This is a genomic window from Aquabacterium sp. NJ1 (assembly GCF_000768065.1).
Taxonomy (GTDB): Bacteria; Pseudomonadota; Gammaproteobacteria; order Burkholderiales; family Burkholderiaceae_C; genus Aquabacterium.
Genome location: NZ_JRKM01000001.1, coordinates 933,063 through 953,982 on the forward strand (window position 1 = coordinate 933,063; position 20,920 = coordinate 953,982).

21 protein-coding genes are annotated in these 20,920 nt (G+C 63.8%); 7 read left to right on the forward strand and 14 right to left on the reverse strand.

Annotated elements, in window-relative coordinates:
* Nucleotides 1-48: 48 nt before the first annotated feature.
* The 5 genes from JY96_RS03975 (at nt 49) to gloA (ending at nt 4,140) form a co-directional block, all read left to right on the forward strand.
* Nucleotides 49-504 (forward strand): RidA family protein, encoded by a 456-nt coding sequence (locus JY96_RS03975; protein ID WP_035035109.1) that lies wholly within the window; start codon nt 49-51, stop codon nt 502-504.
* A gap of 8 nt (nt 505-512) precedes the next feature.
* Nucleotides 513-1,001, forward strand: coding sequence for a disulfide bond formation protein B (locus JY96_RS03980; RefSeq protein WP_035035113.1), 489 nt, complete (start codon nt 513-515; stop codon nt 999-1,001).
* A complete protein-coding gene (locus tag JY96_RS03985) occupies nt 994-2,889 on the forward strand; it encodes a chorismate-binding protein (protein WP_235333843.1) in 1,896 nt (631 codons plus the stop codon). The genes JY96_RS03980 and JY96_RS03985 overlap by 8 nt, the downstream gene beginning before the upstream one ends.
* Before the next feature lie 148 nt (nt 2,890-3,037).
* Nucleotides 3,038-3,604, forward strand: coding sequence for a fasciclin domain-containing protein (locus tag JY96_RS03990; RefSeq protein WP_052162123.1), 567 nt, complete (start codon nt 3,038-3,040; stop codon nt 3,602-3,604).
* Between the two features lie 116 nt (nt 3,605-3,720).
* The gene (gene gloA, locus JY96_RS03995) at nt 3,721-4,140 is read left to right on the forward strand and encodes a lactoylglutathione lyase (RefSeq protein WP_035041165.1); all 420 of its coding nucleotides are present in this window, start codon (nt 3,721-3,723) and stop codon (nt 4,138-4,140) included.
* Between the two features lie 70 nt (nt 4,141-4,210).
* On the opposite strand, the gene aroC is transcribed toward gloA, so the two are convergent.
* The 3 genes from aroC to JY96_RS04010 form a co-directional block, all read right to left on the reverse strand.
* Nucleotides 4,211-5,311, reverse strand: coding sequence for a chorismate synthase (aroC, locus tag JY96_RS04000; protein ID WP_035035115.1), 1,101 nt, complete (start codon nt 5,309-5,311; stop codon nt 4,211-4,213).
* Nucleotides 5,312-5,457: 146 nt separating this feature from the next.
* Nucleotides 5,458-5,928, reverse strand: coding sequence for a CBS domain-containing protein (locus JY96_RS04005; protein ID WP_035035118.1), 471 nt, complete (start codon nt 5,926-5,928; stop codon nt 5,458-5,460).
* Between the two features lie 193 nt (nt 5,929-6,121).
* Nucleotides 6,122-7,309 carry a YihY family inner membrane protein gene (locus tag JY96_RS04010; RefSeq protein ID WP_369796120.1) on the reverse strand — a complete coding sequence of 396 codons (1,188 nt, stop codon included), beginning with the start codon at nt 7,307-7,309 and terminating at the stop codon, nt 6,122-6,124.
* Between the two features lie 73 nt (nt 7,310-7,382).
* Between JY96_RS04010 and JY96_RS04015 the strand changes: the two genes are divergently transcribed.
* A complete protein-coding gene (locus JY96_RS04015; protein WP_369796121.1) occupies nt 7,383-7,925 on the forward strand; it encodes a DUF2069 domain-containing protein in 543 nt (180 codons plus the stop codon).
* Nucleotides 7,922-9,379 carry an FAD-binding oxidoreductase gene (locus JY96_RS04020; protein WP_035035120.1) on the forward strand — a complete coding sequence of 486 codons (1,458 nt, stop codon included), beginning with the start codon at nt 7,922-7,924 and terminating at the stop codon, nt 9,377-9,379. Before JY96_RS04015 ends, JY96_RS04020 begins: the two co-directional genes overlap by 4 nt.
* 18 nt (nt 9,380-9,397) lie before the next feature.
* On the opposite strand, the gene JY96_RS04025 is transcribed toward JY96_RS04020, so the two are convergent.
* Genes JY96_RS04025 through nuoG form a run of 11 tightly spaced genes read right to left on the reverse strand, consistent with a single transcriptional unit; the run spans nt 9,398 to nt 20,872 of the window.
* Nucleotides 9,398-9,955, reverse strand: a complete 558-nt coding sequence (locus tag JY96_RS04025) for a DUF1178 family protein (protein WP_035035123.1) — start codon at nt 9,953-9,955, stop codon at nt 9,398-9,400.
* Between the two features lie 21 nt (nt 9,956-9,976).
* Nucleotides 9,977-10,588 carry an NUDIX domain-containing protein gene (locus JY96_RS04030; RefSeq protein WP_052162124.1) on the reverse strand — a complete coding sequence of 204 codons (612 nt, stop codon included), beginning with the start codon at nt 10,586-10,588 and terminating at the stop codon, nt 9,977-9,979.
* Between the two features lie 36 nt (nt 10,589-10,624).
* Nucleotides 10,625-10,933 carry a DUF2818 family protein gene (locus tag JY96_RS04035; RefSeq protein ID WP_035035126.1) on the reverse strand — a complete coding sequence of 103 codons (309 nt, stop codon included), beginning with the start codon at nt 10,931-10,933 and terminating at the stop codon, nt 10,625-10,627.
* A 35-nt stretch (nt 10,934-10,968) separates the two neighbouring features.
* Entirely contained in the window at nt 10,969-12,447 is a 1,479-nt protein-coding gene (nuoN, locus tag JY96_RS04040) for an NADH-quinone oxidoreductase subunit NuoN (protein ID WP_035035128.1), read from the reverse strand.
* A 12-nt stretch (nt 12,448-12,459) separates the two neighbouring features.
* Nucleotides 12,460-13,947: an NADH-quinone oxidoreductase subunit M gene (locus tag JY96_RS04045; RefSeq protein ID WP_235333844.1), complete on the reverse strand. Its 1,488-nt coding sequence runs from the start codon at nt 13,945-13,947 to the stop codon at nt 12,460-12,462.
* 16 nt (nt 13,948-13,963) lie between these two features.
* On the reverse strand, nt 13,964-15,973 hold the full coding sequence (gene nuoL, locus JY96_RS04050; RefSeq protein ID WP_035035133.1) for an NADH-quinone oxidoreductase subunit L: 2,010 nt from the start codon (nt 15,971-15,973) through the stop codon (nt 13,964-13,966).
* 17 nt (nt 15,974-15,990) lie between these two features.
* Complete coding sequence (gene nuoK / locus JY96_RS04055) at nt 15,991-16,305, reverse strand: NADH-quinone oxidoreductase subunit NuoK (RefSeq protein WP_035035136.1); 315 nt, start codon at nt 16,303-16,305, stop codon at nt 15,991-15,993.
* The gene (locus JY96_RS04060) at nt 16,302-16,952 is read right to left on the reverse strand and encodes an NADH-quinone oxidoreductase subunit J (protein WP_035035138.1); all 651 of its coding nucleotides are present in this window, start codon (nt 16,950-16,952) and stop codon (nt 16,302-16,304) included. The genes nuoK and JY96_RS04060 overlap by 4 nt, the downstream gene beginning before the upstream one ends.
* Before the next feature lie 6 nt (nt 16,953-16,958).
* Entirely contained in the window at nt 16,959-17,453 is a 495-nt protein-coding gene (nuoI, locus tag JY96_RS04065; RefSeq protein ID WP_035041172.1) for an NADH-quinone oxidoreductase subunit NuoI, read from the reverse strand.
* Between the two features lie 13 nt (nt 17,454-17,466).
* Nucleotides 17,467-18,525: an NADH-quinone oxidoreductase subunit NuoH gene (nuoH, locus tag JY96_RS04070; protein ID WP_035035139.1), complete on the reverse strand. Its 1,059-nt coding sequence runs from the start codon at nt 18,523-18,525 to the stop codon at nt 17,467-17,469.
* A 19-nt stretch (nt 18,526-18,544) separates the two neighbouring features.
* A complete protein-coding gene (gene nuoG, locus JY96_RS04075) occupies nt 18,545-20,872 on the reverse strand; it encodes an NADH-quinone oxidoreductase subunit NuoG (RefSeq protein WP_035035141.1) in 2,328 nt (775 codons plus the stop codon).
* Nucleotides 20,873-20,920: the final 48 nt, after the last annotated feature.

A 20,920-nucleotide genomic window follows, 5' to 3' on the forward strand; every position in this document is an offset into this window, starting at 1 on the left:
TCAGGCCGCTGCCTGCGGCACAAACCGATATTTGACCCCACGCTGACCATGTCCATCGAACAACGCCTCAAAGACCTCGGCATCACCCTGCCCCCGGTGTCGGTGCCCGCCGCCGCCTATGTGCCCTTCGTGCGCACCGGCAACCTGGTCTTTCTGTCCGGCCACATCGCCAAGAAGGACGGCCAGGTCTGGGCTGGGCAACTGGGCAAGAACATGGCCACGGCTGACGGCAAGGCCGCAGCGCGCGCCGTCGCCATCGACCTGATGGGCACGCTCAGCGTGGCCGCCGGGGGGCTGGACAAGGTCGTGCGCATCGTCAAGGTCATGAGCCTGGTCAACAGCACGCCTGACTTCACGGAACACCACCTGGTCACCAATGGCTGCTCGGAACTGCTGGGCGAGGTCTTTGGTGAAGCCGGCGTGCATGCCCGCAGCGCGTTCGGCGTGGCGCAGATCCCGCTGGGGGCCTGCGTTGAAATCGAACTGATCGCCGAAGTGCGCTGAGCCCCGTCATGGCCAAGTTGTCTCCGCGTCTCGCACTGAGTTTGATGGGCCTGGCCAGCGGCGTGTCCGTTGCGCTGGCCCTGCTGGCACAGCACAAGTTCGGCATGGAGCCCTGCCCCTGGTGCATCCTGCAACGCATGATCTTCATCGTTCTGACGGTGCTGTGCCTGCTGGCCGCCGCCCTGCCCGGCGCGCTGCCACGTCGTGCGCTGTCGGCCCTCACCTTGCCCTTGACGCTGGGCGGCATCGGCGCAGCCCTGTGGCAGCACTTTGTGGCCGCCAAGTCGGCATCCTGCGCCCTGACCTTCGCCGACAAGCTCATCACCTTCGTTGGCGCTGACACGCGTTGGCCCGACATCTTCGAGGTGCGCGCCTCGTGTGCCGATGCCGCCGCCAGCGTGCTGGGCGTGCCCTTCGAGTTCTGGAGCCTGGCTTTGTTCGCCGTGGTGGGCATGGCCCTGCTCTACAGCATCGTCACCCCCGACCGCCGTGCTTGACCAAGACCCGAGCCTGCCCACCGCGCTGCTGGACTTCCCGGCGCACGAGGGGCAGGAAGGCCCGCGCCAGCGCTGGCGTTTCGAGCGCCCGGTGCGCTGGCTGGTGGCCCATGACCCCTCACAGGTGGCAGGCTTGCTGGACGCCGCACACGCCCACGCCAAGGCCGGCCAATGGTGTGTCGGCTGGGTGGCGTATGAAGCTGCACCGGGGCTGGATGCGCACCTGCCCGTCAAGGCCTTGCCGCCCGGCCAGCCTTATGCCGTGTGGGCCGTGTTCGATGAGGCCCAGCCCTGGGCCGGTGACGAGATCGTGCCGGGCGCAGCCGCAAGCTGGTCGACAGGCCCCTGGCAAGCCGACCTGGACGACGAGGCCGCCACACAGCGCATCCAGCAGATCCACGAACTGATCCGTGCTGGCGAGGTCTACCAGGTCAACCTGACCACGCAGCGCCACTCGGCCTACCAAGGCGAGCCCTCGTCCCTTTGGCCCTACTTCATGGCCTTGCGCCGCAGCCAGCCACAAGGCTACGGCTTGATGCTGGATGCACGCGCGGCCTGCCGTGCCCCAGGGGCGGTGTTGAGCGTGTCCCCAGAGCTGTTTTTTGACTGGGATGGCCACACGCTGACCACGCGCCCCATGAAGGGCACCGCTGCCCGCGGCCTGGATGCGCAGTCGGATACCGAGGCTGCAGCGCACCTGCGCACCAGCACCAAGGAGCGCGCAGAGAACCTCATGATCGTGGACCTGCTGCGCAACGACCTGTCGCGGGTCGCCGAAGTGGGCAGCGTGCAGGTGCCTTCGCTGTTTGATGTGCAGGCCTTGCCCACGGTGTGGCAGATGACCTCCACCGTCACGGCCCGAAGCCGCGCAGGCCTGAAACTCAGCGAGGTGTTTGCGGCGCTCTTCCCGTGTGGTTCGGTCACCGGCGCGCCCAAGCGCCAGGCCATGCACCACATCGCCCGGCTGGAGCGCAGCGCCCGTGGCGTTTACTGCGGCGCCGTGGGCATGATGGCGCCGGGCGGGCGGGTCACGTTCAACGTGCCCATCCGCACCGTGTGCGTGCACACCCCGCCGCCGCCTGCCCCGTGGTCCGCCCATTGCGGCATCGGCAGCGGCATCACGCTGGATGCCACGCCTGCCGGCGAAGTGGCCGAGTGGCATGCCAAACAAGCCTTTCTCAAGCGCGCCGACAGCCCCTTCCAGCTGCTGGAATCGATGCGGCTGGAGCAAGGCCAGATCCCGCGCCTGAGCCTGCACCTGCAACGCCTTGCCGCCAGTGCATGGCACTTTGGCTGGGCCTGGGGCGAGGCGCAAGAACAGCGCGTGCGAGAAGCCCTGAACGCGCTTTGTCAGGCGCACCCGGCCGGGGTGCACAAGGTGAGGCTGCTGTTGTCCGTCGATGGTCATATCAATGCCCAAGCCAGCCCTTTGATCGGCCCGGGCTCGGCTCCTGAGACGCATCCGCCACCGTGGACCCCGCAAAGTACGTCGGCAGACCTCACGCCCGATGATCGGCCGACCGTGACCGTTCAGCTGGCCGAACAGGCCATGCCCCCCGCTGACGACTTTATCCGCCACAAGACCACCAGGCGCCAGGCCTACGCGCCCTTCGCCCCCAAAGACGGGGCGTTCGACACCTTGCTGTTCAACCAGGCGGGCGAGCTCACCGAGTTCACCATCGGCAACCTGGCCTTGAAGCTCGATGGCCATTGGTACACCCCGCCCCTTGCCGCCGGCCTGCTGCCCGGCGTGATGCGCGCCAGCCTGCTGGCACAGGGCGCCTTGCACGAGCGCACGTTGACACTCAACGACCTTGCCCAGGCGCAAGGGATGGCATTGCTCAACAGCGTGCGCGGCTGGCTGCCGGTGCGTCTCGCTCGCGCTTAGCCGAAACCCGGCCCCCCCGGTGCCACCGCGCGCCAGTTACCCAACAGACAACATGGCCAATGTGCACAAAGCGGGCATATTGCGCACAATAAATACCGATCAGTCACTTTTAATACTGATTGGTTTAACCCCATTCCAGGAGCCACCCATGTTCAAGTTCGCCCGCCTTCCTCGCCTGTCGCTGCGTCAACTGACCCCGGTCGCGGCCATTGCTTCCGCCCTCTTTGCCTTGACGCCCGCCCAGGCGACGCCCTTCAACCTGAGCGCCTACCTCAGTTGCCGCCACACCCAGCTCACCGAGTTCCCCGGCACCATCGTGGATGCGGCGATGGCCACGCCGCAATTGAGCACGCTGGTGTCCCTGGTGGTCGCGGCAGACCTGACCGGTGCGCTCTCCGGCAAAGGCCCGCTGACCGTGTTCGCGCCCACCAACGATGCCTTCGCCCAGGTTCCCGGGCCGCTGCTGGACCTCATCGGCAGCGATCCCAAACTGTTGACCAAGGTCCTCACCTACCACGTCACCAGCGGCACAGCCGACCCGCGCCGCAGCCTCATCCCCACACAGGTCCCCACCCTGCAGGGGCAAAGCCTGTTCCTGACCTATGACGCCGACGGTGCTTCAGTGAACCAGTCGGTGGCCAGTTGCAAGGGTGTGAAGACCACCAACGGTACGGTCTGGCTGATCGACAGCGTCTTGCTGCCACAATTCAAGTGACCCAGCCGCACTGAGGCACTGCAAGCCTGCAGCGCGAGCGGGGTTTCCTGCCGCGCTGCCAGGCTTCGTTTCATGGTGGCCGCACACTCTTGGCTTTCTTTTACGCAACCACACTCATGCGACTGCTGCACACCATGCTGCGCGTTGGCAACCTCCAGCGCTCGATCGACTTCTACACCCAGGTCATGGGCATGACCTTGCTGCGCACCACCGACCGCCCGGAACAGCAATACACGCTGGCCTTCCTGGGCTACGGGCGCAATCCTGAACATGCCGAGCTGGAGCTGACCTACAACTACGGCGTCGACCAGTACGAACTGGGCACGGCCTACGGCCACATCGCCATTGGCGTCGACAACGCAGCAGCGGTCTGCGACGCCGCCCGCGCCAAGATGGCCACGCTCGGCGGTTCGGTTTCGCGTGAGGCCGGCCCCATCAAGGGCGGCACCACCGTCATCGCCTTCCTGACGGACCCGGATGGCTACAAGCTAGAGCTGATCGAACGCCCTCAGGCGGCCAGCGAGCTCACCCAGTAAAAGCCACTCGGTAAAAGCAAAGGGCCCGAGGGCCCTTTGTGCTTGGAAGCTGCCGCCAGGCCTGCGCCCATCAGGGCCGGCGCGCCGCGATCTGAGGCGTGTCCACGACCACATCACCACACTGTGCGCGATGGCGCAAGGCATGGTCGATCAACACCAGCGCCAGCATCGCCTCGGCAATCGGCGTGGCACGGATGCCGACACACGGATCGTGTCGCCCGAAGGTTTCCACCGTGGCAGGCTGCCCCTGCAGGTCGATGGACTGGCGCGGCGAGCGGATCGAGCTGGTCGGCTTGATGGCAATCGCCACACGCAGGTCCTGCCCGGTCGAAATGCCACCCAGCACGCCACCAGCATGGTTGGAGGCAAAGCCATCGGGGTACAGCTCGTCGCCATGCACCGTGCCGCGCTGGCTCACGCTCTCGAAGCCCGCGCCGATCTCCACGCCCTTCACCGCATTGATGCCCATCATCGCGTAGGCGATGTCGGCATCCAGCTTGTCGAACAGGGGCTCGCCCAGGCCCACCGGCATGCCCGACGCCTCGACGATCAGCTTGGCCCCGCAGGAGTCACCGTCCTTGCGCAACTCGTCCATATAGGCTTCCAGCGCCTCGATCTGGCTGACGTTGGGCGCAAAGAAGGGGTTGTTGGGCACATGCTCCCAGCCCTCGAAAGCAATCGGCATGGTACCCAGCTGGGTCATGCAGGCGCGGATCTCGGTACCGAACTGCTCGCGCAGCCACTTCTTGGCCACGGCGCCGGCGGCCACCATCGGGGCGGTCATGCGGGCGGAAGAGCGGCCACCACCACGCGGGTCGCGGATGCCGTACTTGTGCCAGTAGGTGTAATCAGCGTGCCCGGGGCGGAAGGTCTGCAGGATGTTGCCGTAGTCCTTGCTGCGCTGGTCCGTATTGCGGATCAGCAGGGCGATGGGCGCGCCCGTGGTTTTGCCTTCGTAGACACCGCTGAGGATCTCGACGGCATCCGGCTCATTGCGCTGGGTGACGTGGCGCGAGGTGCCAGGGCGGCGGCGATCCAGGTCGGGCTGGATGTCGGCTTCGGACAAGACCATGCCCGGTGGGCAGCCGTCGATCACGCAACCGATGGCCGGGCCATGCGATTCGCCAAAGTTCGTCACCGTGAACAAAAGACCAAGGGTGCTGCCAGCCATAGCGCCAATTCTTGAGAAGTCGAAAGCGGAAGACCGCTATTGTCCCCCATCGGCCCGCGCCTGGCTGCCGGAATGCAAAACGCCCGGCAGAACCGGGCGTGGCATGCTGCATGGCGCGCACAGGCGCCCATCGGGTGACGCAGGCGTCAGAGCAAGGCGGGGCGTTCGCGCTCGGCTTCCTCTTCGACAGGCCAATCACGAATGTAGGCCTTGAGCATGCGGTTTTCGAAGTCCTGGCCGTCCACCACGGCCTTGGCCACGTCGTAGAAAGAGATCACGCCCATCAGGGTCTTTTGGGTCATGACCGGCATGTAGCGCGCATGGCGGTTGAGCATCATGCGACGCACTTCGTCGATTTCGGTTTCGGGCGTGCAGGTCAAGGGGTGATCGTCCATCACCGAACGCACGGTCATGGCGCCCACGGAGCCGCCATTGCGCACCACGCCCTGGATCACCTCGCGAAACGTGAGCATGCCGACCAGGTCGCCATGTTCCATCACCACGAGCGAGCCAATGTCATGTTCGGCCATCGTGGTCGTGGCCTCGGACAGGGGCTGATCAGGCTGAACGGTGAACAGGGTGCTGCCTTTGACTCGCAGGATATCGCTGACTTTCATGGTCTGTCTCCTCGATCGGTTGCACAAAAAAATTAGGGAAAGGTAGCGTTCAATATAGCCGCATCGGTGCGGGCTCGCCAAGAGGCAAAACAAGTCTGGAGCCCGGAAAACGGACCGCGGGCCATCAAGCAGCCACGCCCTCAGCCTCCACCGCCCCGCTGTCGCCCCGGGTTCCCCCTGATCGCCCGAGTCGTCAGGACAAGGCTTCCGCCAGGGTCATGCGGTCCATGCCCGCGCGGCTCCAGAAGCCTTCTGTGAAGCCATCAGGCCGCAACAGCACCTCGCCCACCAGCGGCGCCACCAGGGTGGCCTGCGGATCACACAGCAGGACAAAACGCCCACCCGTGCCAACCTGCGGCTCGTCCAGCAAACCGATCCAGTCCAGCCCCTGCAACAACTCCAGCAAGGGCTCGATCTGCAAAGGGTCCGTGCGCAGGCGCTGCGCCAGTTGTTCCGCCGTCAGGCCACGCACCGAACCGTGCCGCTCGGCCAGCAAGGCGCGCAACACAGCCAGGGCCAAGGCAAAGCGATGGCCTGGTGTGTCTGGCCAGCGCTTGACCTGTGACAACAGGCTGGGCGTGTAGGCCGTCACCACCGCGCCCAGCAAGATGATCAACCAGCTGAGATAGATCCAGATCAGGAACAGCGGCACGGCCGCGAAAGCGCCATAGATGGTCGAGTAGACCGGCACCTTGGACAGGTAGATCGCCAGCCCCTTCTGCCCCAACTCCAGGCCGGTTGACGCGAACAGCGCCCCGCCCCAGGCGTGCTCCCAGCGCACGAAGGTGTTGGGCACAAACTTGTACAGCGAGGCGAAACCGGCCGTCTGCAGCATGAACACGATCATGCTCAGCAGGAAGCTCACGCCACCGGGCAACTCGTCCACCAGCCCACCGGAGGCCGACAATAGGTAGGACGTCAGCGACAAGCTGGCCCCGACCAGCAAGGGCCCCAGGGTCAGGGCAGCCCAGTACACCAGCACGCGCTGCGCAATCGGCCTCACCGTGCGCACGCGCCAGATGCTGTTGAGCGTGTGGTCGATGGTCAGCATCAGCGCCATGGCCGTGACACCCAGCGCCACCAGCCCCAGCCCGCCCATCTGGCTGGCCTTGGTCGCAAACTTGGTCAGCGACAGCAGCACCGGCTTGGCGATGGCATCCGGCACCATGCCGGTCAACACTTGCTGCTCGAGCACCTTGCGAAAACGCGCGAACACCGGGAAGGCGCTGAACAAGGCCAGCATCACGGTGAACAGCGGCACCAGCGCAATCGTGGTCGTGAATGTCAGGCTGCCTGCCGTGACGCCCAGGTGATCCTCGCGGAAACGCAGGCGCAAGGTCTGATAAGTCTGAGCCCAGGGCCACTGCTGAAGCGTGCTCACCAGCAGCGTCCATCGCTCGCGGGCATTTGCCCAAAAGGTCCAATTCGACGTCATGCTGGCTATGATGCCAGCCATGCGCGACCACACAGCCCGTGTCGACCCGCGTCGTGAAATTTTCGAGATGAGCACGCCCCCTTCCACCCCTACTTCCACCCCCACCGCCCCTGAAGACGACAGCCACACCGAAACCGTCGTCGGCCAGCACCCCGCTGAGCGCCTGATGCGCATCGACCGCATGCGCCTGCTCAATGTGGCCCTGCTGCTGGCCTTGATCAGCCTGGGCTTGAGCTGGGAGTTGTGGCTGGCCCCGCTCAAGGGCGGCAGCGGCGCGCTCGCGCTCAAGGTGCTGCCCCTGACGCTGGCCATTGCCGGCATGCTCAAACACAGGCTCTACACCTACCGCTGGATGTCCCTGCTGATCTGGCTGTACTTCACCGAAGGCGTGATGCGTGCCACCAGCGATACCGGCTTGTCGCAGATCCTGGCCGGCATTGAAGTCACCCTGAGCGCCGCGCTGTTCACCGCCTGCGCGGTGTATGTCCGTCTGCGTTTGCGCGTGCTGCCACCCAAGGTCAAGGCTGGCAAGGGCGCCGCCAAAGCCGATCAGCCCGCATGAACACCCTGCTGGACGCCCTGCGCGCCGTGGTCGGCCAGGCCCATGTCCTGGTCCCACGTGATGCGAGCGATCCCGAGTTCAGCCGCCATCAAACCGATTGGCGAGGCCGCTATCACGGGTGGGCCATGGCCATCGTGCGACCGGCCAGTACAGGCGAAGTCGCCGAGGTGATCAAGCTGTGCGCGGCGCATCGGGCCGGCGTCGTGCCGCAAGGCGGCCACACGGGCCTGGTAGGCGGCGGTGTGCCGGACGCCAGCGGCCAGCAGATCGTGCTGAGCCTGCAGCGCATGAACAAGGTGCTGTCGGTGGATGTGGCCAACTTGTCCATGACCGTCGAAGCAGGTTGCCTGCTGGCGGAGGTGCAACAAGCGGCTGACGATGCAGGCCTGCTGTTCCCGCTCAGCCTGGCCTCTGAAGGCAGTTGCACCATCGGCGGCAACCTGGCCACCAACGCGGGCGGCACCCATGTGCTGCGCTACGGCACCGCGCGCGAACTCTGCCTGGGCCTGGAAGCCGTGACCGCCCAAGGCGACATCTGGAACGGACTGAAGAGCCTGCGCAAGGACAACACTGGCTACGACCTGCGCGACCTGCTCATCGGCAGCGAAGGCACCTTGGGCATCATCACCCGCGCCAGCCTGCGGCTGTACCCCAAGCCCGCATCCCGGCTGTCGGCGCTGGTGGCCTGTGACACCATCGAGCAAACCCTGGCGCTGTTGACCCTGGCGCGCCGCACGCTGGACGCCTCGCTCTGCGGTTTCGAAGCGATGCAGGCCTACCCGATCGCCCTCACCTTGCGCCACAAGCCCGAGCAGGCCAAGGCGGCCCGCGCGCTGCTGCGTGCCAATGCCAGCGCCCAGGACATCTCACCCGAGTGGAGCGTGCTCATTGACACCAGCAGCCCGCACAGCCAGGCCAGCCTTCAGGCCCAGCTTGAAGACACCCTGTCGCAGGCTTTGCAAGCAGGCCTGATCCAGCAAGCCAGCATCGCCCAGTCAGACACGCAATACCGCGAGATGTGGGCCTTGCGCGAAACCATTCCGCTGGCCGAGAAGGTCGAGGGGCAGATGGTCAAGCACGACATCGGTGTGCCCACCTCCTGCATCCCCGCCTTTCTGGCCCAAGCTGAACAAGCCTTGTCCAAGGCCTTTCCCGGCTGCCGCATCGTGTGCTTCGGGCACCTGGGTGACGGCAACCTGCACTTCAACGTGCAGAGCCCCGTCGGCATCGACGATCAGGCCTTTCTGCTTCAACACGAACACGCCGTCAACACCATCGTGTACGACATCGCTGTGAGCCTGGGCGGCACGATCTCGGCCGAGCATGGCATCGGGCAACTCAAACGCGAGGAACTGGGCAGGCGACAAGGCCAGATCGGCACGGGCCTGATGCGCGCCATCAAGCAGGCGCTGGACCCGCAAGGCCTGCTCAACCCCGGCAGGCTGCTGCCCTGAAGGCGTTTGGGCCCGCGCTTACTGCAAGGGCCCCTCGAACCCTTCAGGAATCGGCATGCTCAGGATGTCGATGCCCTCTTCCCGCAATGCCTGTTTTTCTTCTTCCGTGGCCTGCCCACGGATGGCCCGCTCGGGCGCATCACCATGGTGGATGCTGCGGGCCTCGTCCGCGAAGCGCTCACCGACGTCCTCGGTGTGCTCGACCACATGGCGCACCGCCTTGAGGTAGAGCGCCTGCAAAGCGGCCATAGCCTCCTGGGCTTCGGCAGGCAGAGAGTCATGCGCGGGGCGCTCGCTTGCTGCTACCGAGGAAACCGGCTTCTGCGATACCGGCTGCACGCGCTGCACCTGGGCCACGTTGTCGCGCCCCGTTGCCCCACCGGCCACAGCAGGCAAGCGTTCCTTCAAGCCCGATGTGTTGAGATGCGGCGCGGACGGCAGGCGTGTGACCTCATGGTCACCACAGACAGGACAAGTCAGCAAGCCGCGCGCCTTCTGGGACGACAGATCGTCGGCGGACGCAAACCAGCCTTCGAAGTGATGCCCCTGTGAGCAGTGCAGATCAACCACCAGCATGATCAACCACCTCAGCCGCGCTCAACCCACTGATGCCCATTGCAGCGGCCACTGGCCAGCCCTGTACTTGGCCAGCCACATCATGCCCACGATGGTCTTCACGTCCGTGAGCTTGCCGTCACGCACCCAGCCCTCCAGCTCGTCCAGGCTGGCCGTGAACACGTCCAGGAACTCGCCTTCGTCCAGGTGGCGCTCGCCCAGTGTCAGCTCATCGGCAAACCAGATCTCGATGATCTCAGTGGCGTAGCCAATGACAGGGTGCATGATGCCGGCCTTGGCCCAGCGTTTCGCCTTGTAGCCGGTTTCTTCCCACAACTCACGTTGAGCGCAGGCCAGGCCACCTTCACCGGCGTCCAGCTTGCCCGCAGGGAACTCGATCATGGTCTGGCGCACAGGGTAACGGTATTGGCGCTCCATCACCAGCTTGCCATCGGGCAGCATGGCCACGATCATCACGGCGCCCGGATGGACCACGTACTCGCGCGGGGCCTCACGGCCATCGGGCAGGCGAACACGGTCACGCCGCAACTCGATGAAATGCCCTTTGTAGACCTGGCTGGACTCGATGGTCTCTTCGCGCAGGTGCGCGTCTTGCGCAGGCGCTTGCGTCACGGGCTGATCAGGATCGGACATCTTGGCAACGGCCTTGCGTGGCGACTCAAAACGCCATCATCCCTGCTTGCGCAGATAGCGCCAGACGAAGCCCGGAAAAGCCAGCGTCAGGAAAACGCACAACCACACGGCCACGAATTCCCAGCGCAGGGGGCTGGCTTGCCCCAGCTTGCTTTCCAACACTCGCCCCAGCACGGCAGTGAGCCCGGCATACACCAGCAACTCCAGCAGGCGCCAGGCCACCGGCTTGCGCTCGCTGCGCGGCCCGAGCACGAACAGGCGTTCGTTCACAAAAGGCAAATTGGCCGCGATCAACGCGGCCACGAGCACAACACTGACAGCCCAGACGGGCACGAGGCCCGTCATGCGCTGATGCTTTCAGATCGTTGTGCCATCTTCAATCAACCAGCCAGCGACTGGGTGATGGCCTTGGCGCACAGCGTCATGAGGCCGCTGGGCAAGATACCCAGTGCAAGCACGACCAGCGCGTTCACCGACAGCAGCACGCGGGCGCTGCCACCCGCCACGGGGGCGGTGTCGGTCGGCTCATCAAAGTACATGACCTTGACGATGCGCAGGTAGTAGAACGCGCCCACCAGCGACAGCAGCACCGCCGCGATCGAGATCTGCAGCAGCAAAGGCGAGTTGGTGGTGATCAGTGCCTGCAGCACGGCCAGCTTGGCGTAGAAACCAACGGTCGGCGGGATGCCTGCCAGCGAGAACATGAACACGGCCATGATGCCGGCCAGCATCGGGCTGCGCTTGTTCAGGCCAGCCAGATCGGAGATCTGCTCGGACTCGAAACCAGGACGCGACAGCACCATGATCAGGCCGAAGGTACCCAGCGTGGTCAGCACGTAGGTCAGCACATAGAACAGCGAAGAGCCGAAGCCATTGCCGGCCGACACGGTGTTGCCCGCCACGACGGTGGGCACGAAACCCAGCAGCATGAAGCCCAGTTGTGCGATACCCGAGTACGCCAGCATGCGCTTGAGGTTGGTCTGCGCAATGGCCGCCAGGTTGCCCACGGTCATGGACAGCACGGCCAGGATCATCAGCATCTGCTGCCAGTCGGTGGCGGTGTTGATCAGGCCTTCCACCAGCAGGCGGATGGTGATGGCAAAGGCAGCCAGCTTGGGCGCACCGGCCACCAGCAGCGTGGCAGCGGTAGGCGCACCCTGATACACGTCAGGCACCCACATGTGGAAAGGCACCACACCCAGCTTGAACGCCAGGCCAGCCACGATGAACACCAGGCCGAAAGCCAGCACCTGCTTGTTGATCTGGCCCGTCAGCGTGGCCTTGTAGACCTCGCCCAGGTCCAGCGAACCCGTGGCGCCGTACATCATCGACAGGCCATACAGCAGGAAGCCCGAAGCCAGCGCGCCCAGCACGAAGTACTTCATGGCCGCTTCAGTGGCTTGCGCGTTGTCACGACGCAGGGCCACCAGGGCGTACAGCGACAGCGACATCAACTCCAGGCCCAGGTAGATGCTCAGGAAGTTGTTGCCGATGATCATGATGGAGATGCCCAGCAGCGCGAACATGCTCAAGGTGAACAGTTCACCCTTGAGCATCTCGCGCTCACCGGCGTACACCTGGGCATACACCAGCGAGCCCATCACGGCCAGCGTCGCGCACAGCGACAGCAGATGGCCCATGGCATCGGTCACGACCATCTTCTGCATGGCGTACACCGACGCGCCGTTGTCCAGCGCAGCCAGGTGCAGGCCAGCCACCGCAGCCAGCGAGGCCAGGGTCAGCAGATAGGTGGTGGTTCGTTTCGGGCAAGTGACAAACAGATCAACCAGGGAGACCAGGCAGGCCATTCCCAGCAGCACGATCTCGGGCGTCACTGCGCACCAGTTCAAATCAGTCATGTCGATCGGCCCTTATTTCAACTTGCTCACGGACACGTGCTGGATCAGCTCGGTCACGGACACATGCATGGCATCGGTGAACGGCTTGGGCTGGATGCCCATCCACAACACCGCAGCAGCCAGGATGGCCAGCATCAGGAACTCGCGGGCGTTGATGTCAGTCAACTCACGCACGTGGTCGTTGGTCACGTCACCGAAGTACACGCGCTTGTACATCCACAGGGTGTAGGCAGCGCCAAAGATCAGGGCGGTGGCAGCCAAGGCACCAATCACGAAGTTGAACTTCACGGCACCCAGGATCACCATCCACTCGCCAACGAAACCGGCGGTGCCCGGCAGGCCGCAGTTGGCCATCGAGAACAGCAGCGCAAACGCGGCGAACTTGGGCATGGTGTTGACCACACCGCCGTAGCTGGCGATTTCACGCGAGTGAACGCGGTCGTACAGCACACCGATGCTCAAGAACATGGCACCCGACACAAAACCGTGGGCGATCATCTGCACGATGCCGCCGGCGATACCCAGCTCATTGAAGATGAAGAAACCCAGGGTCACGAAACCCATGTGCGCGATGGACGAATACGCCACCAGCTTCTTCATGTCCTGCTGGACCATGGCCACCAGGCCGATGTAGATCACGGCGATCAGCGACAGCGTGATCACGACCGGGGCGAACTCATGCGAGGCGTCCGGCACGATGGGCAGCATGAAACGCAGGAAGCCATAACAACCCAGCTTCAGCATGATCGCGGCCAGCACGACGGAACCACCGGTCGGCGCTTCCACGTGGGCGTCCGGCAACCAGGTGTGCACCGGCCACATCGGGACCTTGACCGCGAAAGCTGCGAAGAAGGCGCCGAACAGCATCGCCTGAGGCGTGGCCGGCAGCGGCAGCTTCTGCCAGGTCAGGATGTCGAACGAGCCACCCGACTTGTAGTACAGGTAGACCAGCGCGACCAGCATCAGCAGCGAGCCCAGCAGCGTGTACAGGAAGAACTTGAACGCGGCGTAAACACGGCGCGGACCGCCCCACACACCGATGATGATGTACATCGGGATCAGGGTCGCTTCGAAGAACACGTAGAACAGCATGCCGTCCAGTGCCGAGAACACGCCCACCATCAGACCCGACAGGATCAGGAAGGAGCCGTAGTACTGGTGCGGGCGGTCTTCGATCACTTCCCAGCCCGCGATCACCACGATGATGGTGATGAAGGCCGTCAGCGGCACGAACCACATCGAGATGCCATCGACACCCAGGTGGTAGAAGATGTTGAAGCGCTCGATCCAGGCCGCGTGCTCGACGAACTGCATGGCAGCGGTGCCGCCATCGAAATGCGTCATCACGGGGATGGTGACCAGGAAGCCGATCACCGAGCCGATCAAGGCGATCCAGCGCGTCACGCCGGCGTTTTCCTGACGGCCGATGGCCAGCAGCAGGATCCCGAATGCCACCGGAATCCAGATGGCCAGAGAAAGGAGGTTAGACATAGTTTGCATGAACCGGTCCTCGCGCTCAGTGGTGCATGAACACGAACCATGTCATGAGGGCGAACACCCCCAGGATCATGACCAGCGCGTAGTGATAGAGGTAACCCGTCTGGAACAGGCGCACCAGCGAACCGATCAGGCCCACCAGCTTGGCCGAGCCATTGACCAGCAAGCCGTCAATGATGCCGACATCACCCACCTTCCACAGACCACGGCCCAGCAGGCGTGCGCCAGCGGCCAGCACGTTCTCGTTGAACCAGTCCAGGAAGTACTTGTTCTCGCCGATCACGATCAGCGGGCGCAGCACCTTGGCGAACATCGCGGGAATCTGTGGCGCCACGATGTAGAACACGTAGGCAGTCACGACGCCAGCCAGAGCCAGGAAGAACGGCAGCGAGGAGAAACCGTGCACAGCCATCTCGAAGGCACCGTGGAACTCATGGGCCAGCTCTTCCATGGCCGGGTGGTGCTCCAGGTCGATGCTGATGGCGCTCTTGAGGAAGTCGCCAAACAGCTCAGGCTGAATGGTGAAGTAGCCGATCAGCACCGACGGAATGGCCAGCAAGATGAGCGGCAGCGTCACGACCAGTGGCGACTCGTGCGGTTCGTGGGCATGCCCATGGCCGTGATCGTCGTCATGGTGGTCATGCTCACCGGGGAAAGGCTTGTGATGGAAGCGTTCCTTGCCATGGAAGACCAGGAAGTACATCCGGAAGCTGTAGAAGGCGGTCACGAACACACCCATCACCGCGGCGATGTAGGCATAGTGTGCGAACGGCAGGTGGCTGGCATGCAGCGCCTCGATGATCGAGTCCTTCGAGTAGAAGCCCGAGAAGAACGGCGTACCGATCAGGGCCAGCGACCCGATCAGCGACGTGATCCAGGTGATGGGCATGCGCTTCCACAGGCCGCCCATGTTGCGGATGTCCTGGTCGTGGTGCATGCCGATGATGACCGAGCCTGCACCGAGGAACAGCAGCGCCTTGAAGAAGGCGTGCGTCATCAGGTGGAACACGGCCACGTTGTAGGCCGACACGCCCAGGGCCACGGTCATGTAACCCAGCTGCGACAGCGTGGAGTAAGCCACCACGCGTTTGATGTCGTTCTGGATGATGCCCAGGAAGCCCATGAACAGGGAGGTGATCGAACCGATGACCAGGATGAAGTTCAGCGCGGTGTCGGACAACTCGAACAGCGGCGACATGCGGGTCACCATGAAGATGCCGGCCGTCACCATGGTGGCAGCGTGGATCAGCGCGGAGATCGGCGTGGGGCCTTCCATCGAGTCAGGCAGCCACACGTGCAGCGGGAACTGCGCCGACTTGCCCATGGCACCGATGAACAGGCAAATGCAGATCACGGTGATCAGCATCCAGTCCGTCGCAGGGAAGCCCAGCTTGGCCAGTTCAGGTGCCTTGGCGAAGATCTCGGTGTAGTTCAGCGTGCCGGTATAGGCCAGGATCAGGCCGATGCCCAGGATGAAGCCAAAGTCACCCACACGGTTGACCAGGAAGGCCTTCATGTTGGCGAAGATGGCCGTGGGCTTCTTGAACCAGAAGCCGATCAGCAGGTAAGACACCAGGCCCACGGCTTCCCAGCCGAAGAACAGCTGCAGCATGTTGTTGCTCATCACGAGCATCAACATCGAGAAGGTGAACAGCGAGATGTACGAGAAGAAGCGCTGGTAGCCAGGGTCCTCTTCCATGTAGCCGATGGTGTAGATGTGCACCATCAGCGACACGAAGGTCACCACGCACATCATCATCGCGGTCAGGCCGTCGATCATGAAACCGACTTCCATCTTCAGCGAACCCAGCGTCATCCATTCGTAGACCGTCTGGTTGAAGCGTGCGCCATCGATGACGGCATTGAGCGTCATCGCCGAGATGATGAAGGAGATCAGCACGCCCAGGATGGTCAGGGCATGCGCGCCTTTGCGGCCGATCACCTTGCCGAACAGGCCGGCGGCGATCGAGCCGGCCAGCGGCGCCAGGGGCACCGCCAGCAGCGAGTTGAGAGAAAGTGCTGTTGTCATTGTTGTGTCTCTCCCGATCAGCCCTTGAGCGTGTCCAGCTCGTCGACGTTGATCGACTGGCGGTTACGGAACAGCGTCACCAGAATGGCCAGGCCGATCGCCGATTCAGCAGCCGCCACGGTCAGGATGAAGAACACGAAGACCTGCCCGTCCATGTCACCCAGGTAGTGGGAGAAGGCCACGAAGTTCAGGTTCACCGCCAGCAGCATCAACTCGATGCACATCAGCAGCACGATGAGGTTCTTGCGGTTCAGGAAGATCCCGATGACCGACATGGCGAACAGGATGGCGCCCAGCGACAGGAAGTGGCCGAGTGTGATGGTCGTGATCATGCTTGGCCTCCGTTCTGAGGAGCGGCTTCGGCGGCAGGCGCAACCGGAGCTTCGATGGTCGGAGCCAGCTTCACCACGCGCAGACGGTCGCCCTTCTTGACGCGCACCTGCTCGGAGGGACTCTGGAAGTGCGAATCCTTGCGCTTGCGCAGGGTCAGCGCGATGGCGGCAATGATGGCCACCAGCAAGATGACGGCAGCGATCTGCACCGGGAACAGGTAGTGCGTGAACAGCTCGATACCCAGCGCCTTGGCGTTGGGCACCTTGGCCACGTCAGGCGGGAACGGCTTGGCAGACGGCAGGTCGAAACCGCGCGTCAACACGAAGGCCATTTCCACCGCGATCACGGCGCCGATGCCACCGGCCAGCGGGAAGTGCTTCCAGAAGCCCTGACGGATCGAGTCGATGTTGATGTCCAGCATCATCACGACGAACAGGAACAGCACCATGACCGCCCCCACGTACACGAGCACGAGGGAGATGGCCAGGAACTCGGCTTGCAGCAGCATCCACACGCACGAGGCGCTGAAGAAGGCCAGCACCAGGTGGAGCGCGGCGCTCACTGGGCTCTTGGCGGTGATCACGCGGAAGCCCGCGAAGACCAGCACTGCGGCAAAGGTATAGAAAAGTAGGCTGAAGGTGTCCATATCGGGTCAGCGGTATTTCGCGTCCGCCTCCTTGTTGGCTGCAATTTCCTTTTCGTAGCGATCACCCACCGCCAGGAGCATGTCCTTGGTGAAGTACAGATCGCCGCGCTTCTCGCCGTGGTATTCGAAGATGTGGGTTTCCACGATCGCGTCCACGGGGCAGCTTTCTTCGCAGAAGCCGCAGAAGATGCACTTGGTCAGGTCGATGTCATAACGGGTCGTACGACGTTGACCATCGTCGCGCACCGCCGATTCGATGGTGATGGCCATGGCCGGGCACACCGCTTCGCACAGCTTGCACGCGATGCAGCGCTCTTCGCCGTTTTCATAACGACGCTGGGCGTGCAGACCGCGGAAGCGTGGCGACAGCGGCGTCTTTTCTTCAGGGAACTGCACGGTGACGTACGGTTTGAAGAAGTGACGACCGGTCAGGGCCATGCCCTTGAACATTTCCAGCAGGAAGAAGCTGGAGACGAACTCTTTGAGGGACGTAGCAGACATGTTCATGTGCCCCTTATTTCCAGATGTTCCAAGGCGACATCATCCAGCCGCCAACCAGCACCAGCCAGATCAGCGTGATGGGGATGAAGATCTTCCAGCCCAGACGCATGATCTGGTCATAGCGGAAGCGGGGGAACGAAGCACGCACCCACAGGAACATGGTGACGATGATGAAGGCCTTGATGCCCAGCCAGATCCAGCCGGGGATGAAGTCCAGCGCCGCAAATGGAGACAGCCAGCCGCCGAAGAACATGATGGCCGCCAGTGTGGACACCAGGATCATGTTGGCGTATTCAGCCAGGAAGAACATCGCGAAGGCCATGCCCGAGTACTCGATCATGTGGCCGGCCACGATTTCCGATTCACCTTCGACAACGTCGAAGGGGTGACGGTTGGTTTCAGCCAGGCCGGAGATGAAGTACACGACCGTGATCGGCAGCAGCGGCAGCCAGTTCCACGACAGGAAGCCCATGCCCATGCTGGCGAACTGCCCCTTGCCCTGGCTCATCACGATGTCGGTCATGTTGAGCGAGCCGGCTGTCATCAGCACGATCACCAGGCAGAAGCCCATGGCGATTTCGTACGACACCATCTGGGCCGAAGCGCGGATGGCGCCCAGGAAGGCGTACTTCGAGTTGGATGCCCAGCCGGCGATGATCACGCCATAGACTTCCAGCGAGGTGATCGCCATCAGGAACAGCAGGCCAGCGTTGACGTTGGCCAGCGCGACTTCCGGGCCGAAGGGAATCACCGCCCAGGCAGCCAGCGCGGGCATGATCGTCATGATCGGGCCCAGCAGGAACAAGGGCTTGTTCGCCGCCGACGGCAGGATGATTTCCTTGAAGATCAGCTTGACGGCGTCCGCAATCGGCTGCAGCAGGCCCAGCGGACCCGTGCGGTTCGGGCCCGGACGGATCTGCGACCAGGCAATCGCCTTGCGCTCCCAGAGGGTCAGATACGCCACGCAGCCCAGCAGCGGCAGCAAGAGCGCCACGATCTTGATCAGCGACCAGACCACGGGCCAGGCTGCGCCCAGGTTGGCGGCACCAGCGTTGTACAGGGTGTCAATCATTGGTTGTCTCCCCTACCCTTCAGGCTTTTTCGACGCGGATGGCGCCGAAAGATGCGCCCAGCGTTGCGGTGGCCGAGGTACCGGCAGGCACACGCACCACGTTGGCGGGCAGGCTGGCATCCAGCACGGCGGGCAGCACAGCCGCGCCACCGTCTTGCGACACCTTGACTTGAGCGCCTTCGGCCAGGCCGAGCTCGGCCCAAAGGGCTTGCGGCAGGCTGGCCACAGGCGCCTTGCCGTCGGCCGTGGCCTGCAGCGAGGGCGCGCGGCGCACCAGGGCGTCGGCGCTGTAGATGGGCACATCGGCCAGACGCTGCAGACCACCGGTCGAAGCGCTCAGGTTGATGGCCGCCGAGGTGGCATTGTTGAGCTTGGCAGGCAGCGCAGCCAGGTCACCCAGCGCGCGAGCCTTGACCTCTTCCGAAGTTTCGTAGGCAAAGCCTTCCAGGCCCAGCATCGTGCCCAGCACGCGCAGCACCTTCCAGGCCGGACGGGCGTCGCCCAGGGGCTTGACCACGCCGTGGAAGCTTTGCACGCGGCCTTCGGCGTTCACGAAGGTACCGGAGGTTTCGGAGAAAGGCGCAATCGGCAGGATCACGTCGGCATACTCATTGGCGCTGGTCTTGAACGACGACAGCGACACGACCATGTCGGCACCTTGCACGACAGCCATGGCCGCGCTCGGGTTGGCCGTATCGAACTCGGGCTCGACGCCCAGCAGCACGATGGCCTTGAGGCCCTTGCCGTCACCAGACAAACCGAGCATCTGGCCGGCGTTCAGGCCGCCTTGTTGCGGCTGGGCACCCACCAGTTGCGCGCCGACCGTGTTGGCCGACTCGCCCAGGAAGCCCAGCTTGGCGCCGGTTTGCTCGGCAATCCATTGCCCCAACGCCTGCAGCGACGAGGCTTGCGGGTGTTGCACTGCGGCATTGCCCAGCAGGATGGCCTTGCTCTGACCAGACAGCAGCGATGCAGCGATGGCCTTGGCGGCGTCGGTCGCGTTGCCGGCGGCTGGTGCCGACACGCCGCGCTCGGCGGCCACGGCGGCAGCCACGTCAGCCAGGGCTTGTGCCCAGGCGCTCGGCGCCACGGTCACACGTTGGTTCAGCGGGATCAGCCAGTCATCATTGGCGCCACCGATAGCAGAGATCTGTGCACCACGCTTGGCAGCCTGACGCAGACGCGAAGCGAACAGCGGGTGATCCTTGCGCAGGAAGGAGCCGACCACCAGGGCGCGATCCAGCGTGGACAGCTCGGCAATCGGCAGACCCAGCCAGCGTGCGCCGGCACCGGTCGTGAAGTCAGCCTGACGCAGGCGGGTGTCAACGTTGTCGGAACCCAGGCCGCGCACCAGCTGGCTCAGCAGGAAGAGTTCTTCCACGGTGCTGTGCTCGGTGGCCAGCGCGCCGATGGTGTTGGCGCCCTGCTCCTTGGCAATGCACTTCAGGCCGTGTGCCACGTATTCCAGGGCGGTGTTCCACTCCACCTCTTGCCATTGACCGCCCTGCTTGATCATGGGCTTGGTCAGGCGTTGCTCGCTGTTGAGCGCCTCGTAGCTGAAGCGATCGCGGTCAGCGATCCAGCATTCGTTGACGTCTTCGTTCTCGAGCGGCACCACGCGCATCACCTTGCCGTTCTTCACTTGAACGATCAGGTTGGCACCAGTGGAATCATGGGGCGACACGCTCTTGCGGCGCGACAGCTCCCAGGTACGGGCGCTGTAGCGGAAAGGCTTGCTAGTCAGGGCACCGACCGGGCAGATGTCGATCATGTTGCCCGACAACTCGGAATCAATCGAGCGGCCCACAAACGTGGCGATCTCGGAATGCTCACCGCGGTGCTGCATGCCCAGTTCCATCACGCCGGCGATCTCCTGGCCGAAGCGGACGCAGCGCGTGCACTGGATGCAGCGGCTCATCTCTTCCATGGAAATCAGCGGGCCGACCTCCTTGTGGAAGACCACGCGTTTTTCTTCCTGATAACGGGAAGAAGAACCGCCGTAGCCCACGGCCAGATCCTGCAACTGGCACTCGCCGCCCTGGTCGCAGATGGGGCAATCCAGCGGGTGGTTGATGAGCAGGAACTCCATCACGCTCTGCTGAGCCTTGATGGCCTTCTCGCTCTTGGTGCGCACGATCATGCCTTGCGTGACCGGGGTGGCGCAGGCCGGCATGGGCTTGGGCGCCTTCTCGATGTCCACGAGGCACATGCGGCAGTTGGCCGCGATCGACAACTTCTTGTGATAGCAGAAGTGCGGAATGAAGGTCCCATTTTCTTCAGCAGCACGGATCACCATGCTGCCTTCCTGGGCCTGGACTTTGCGTCCGTCGATTTCGATTTCGATCATAGCGTTACTTACCTTTTAGGGCACGCGTGCGGGCTTCCGCCGGGCCGC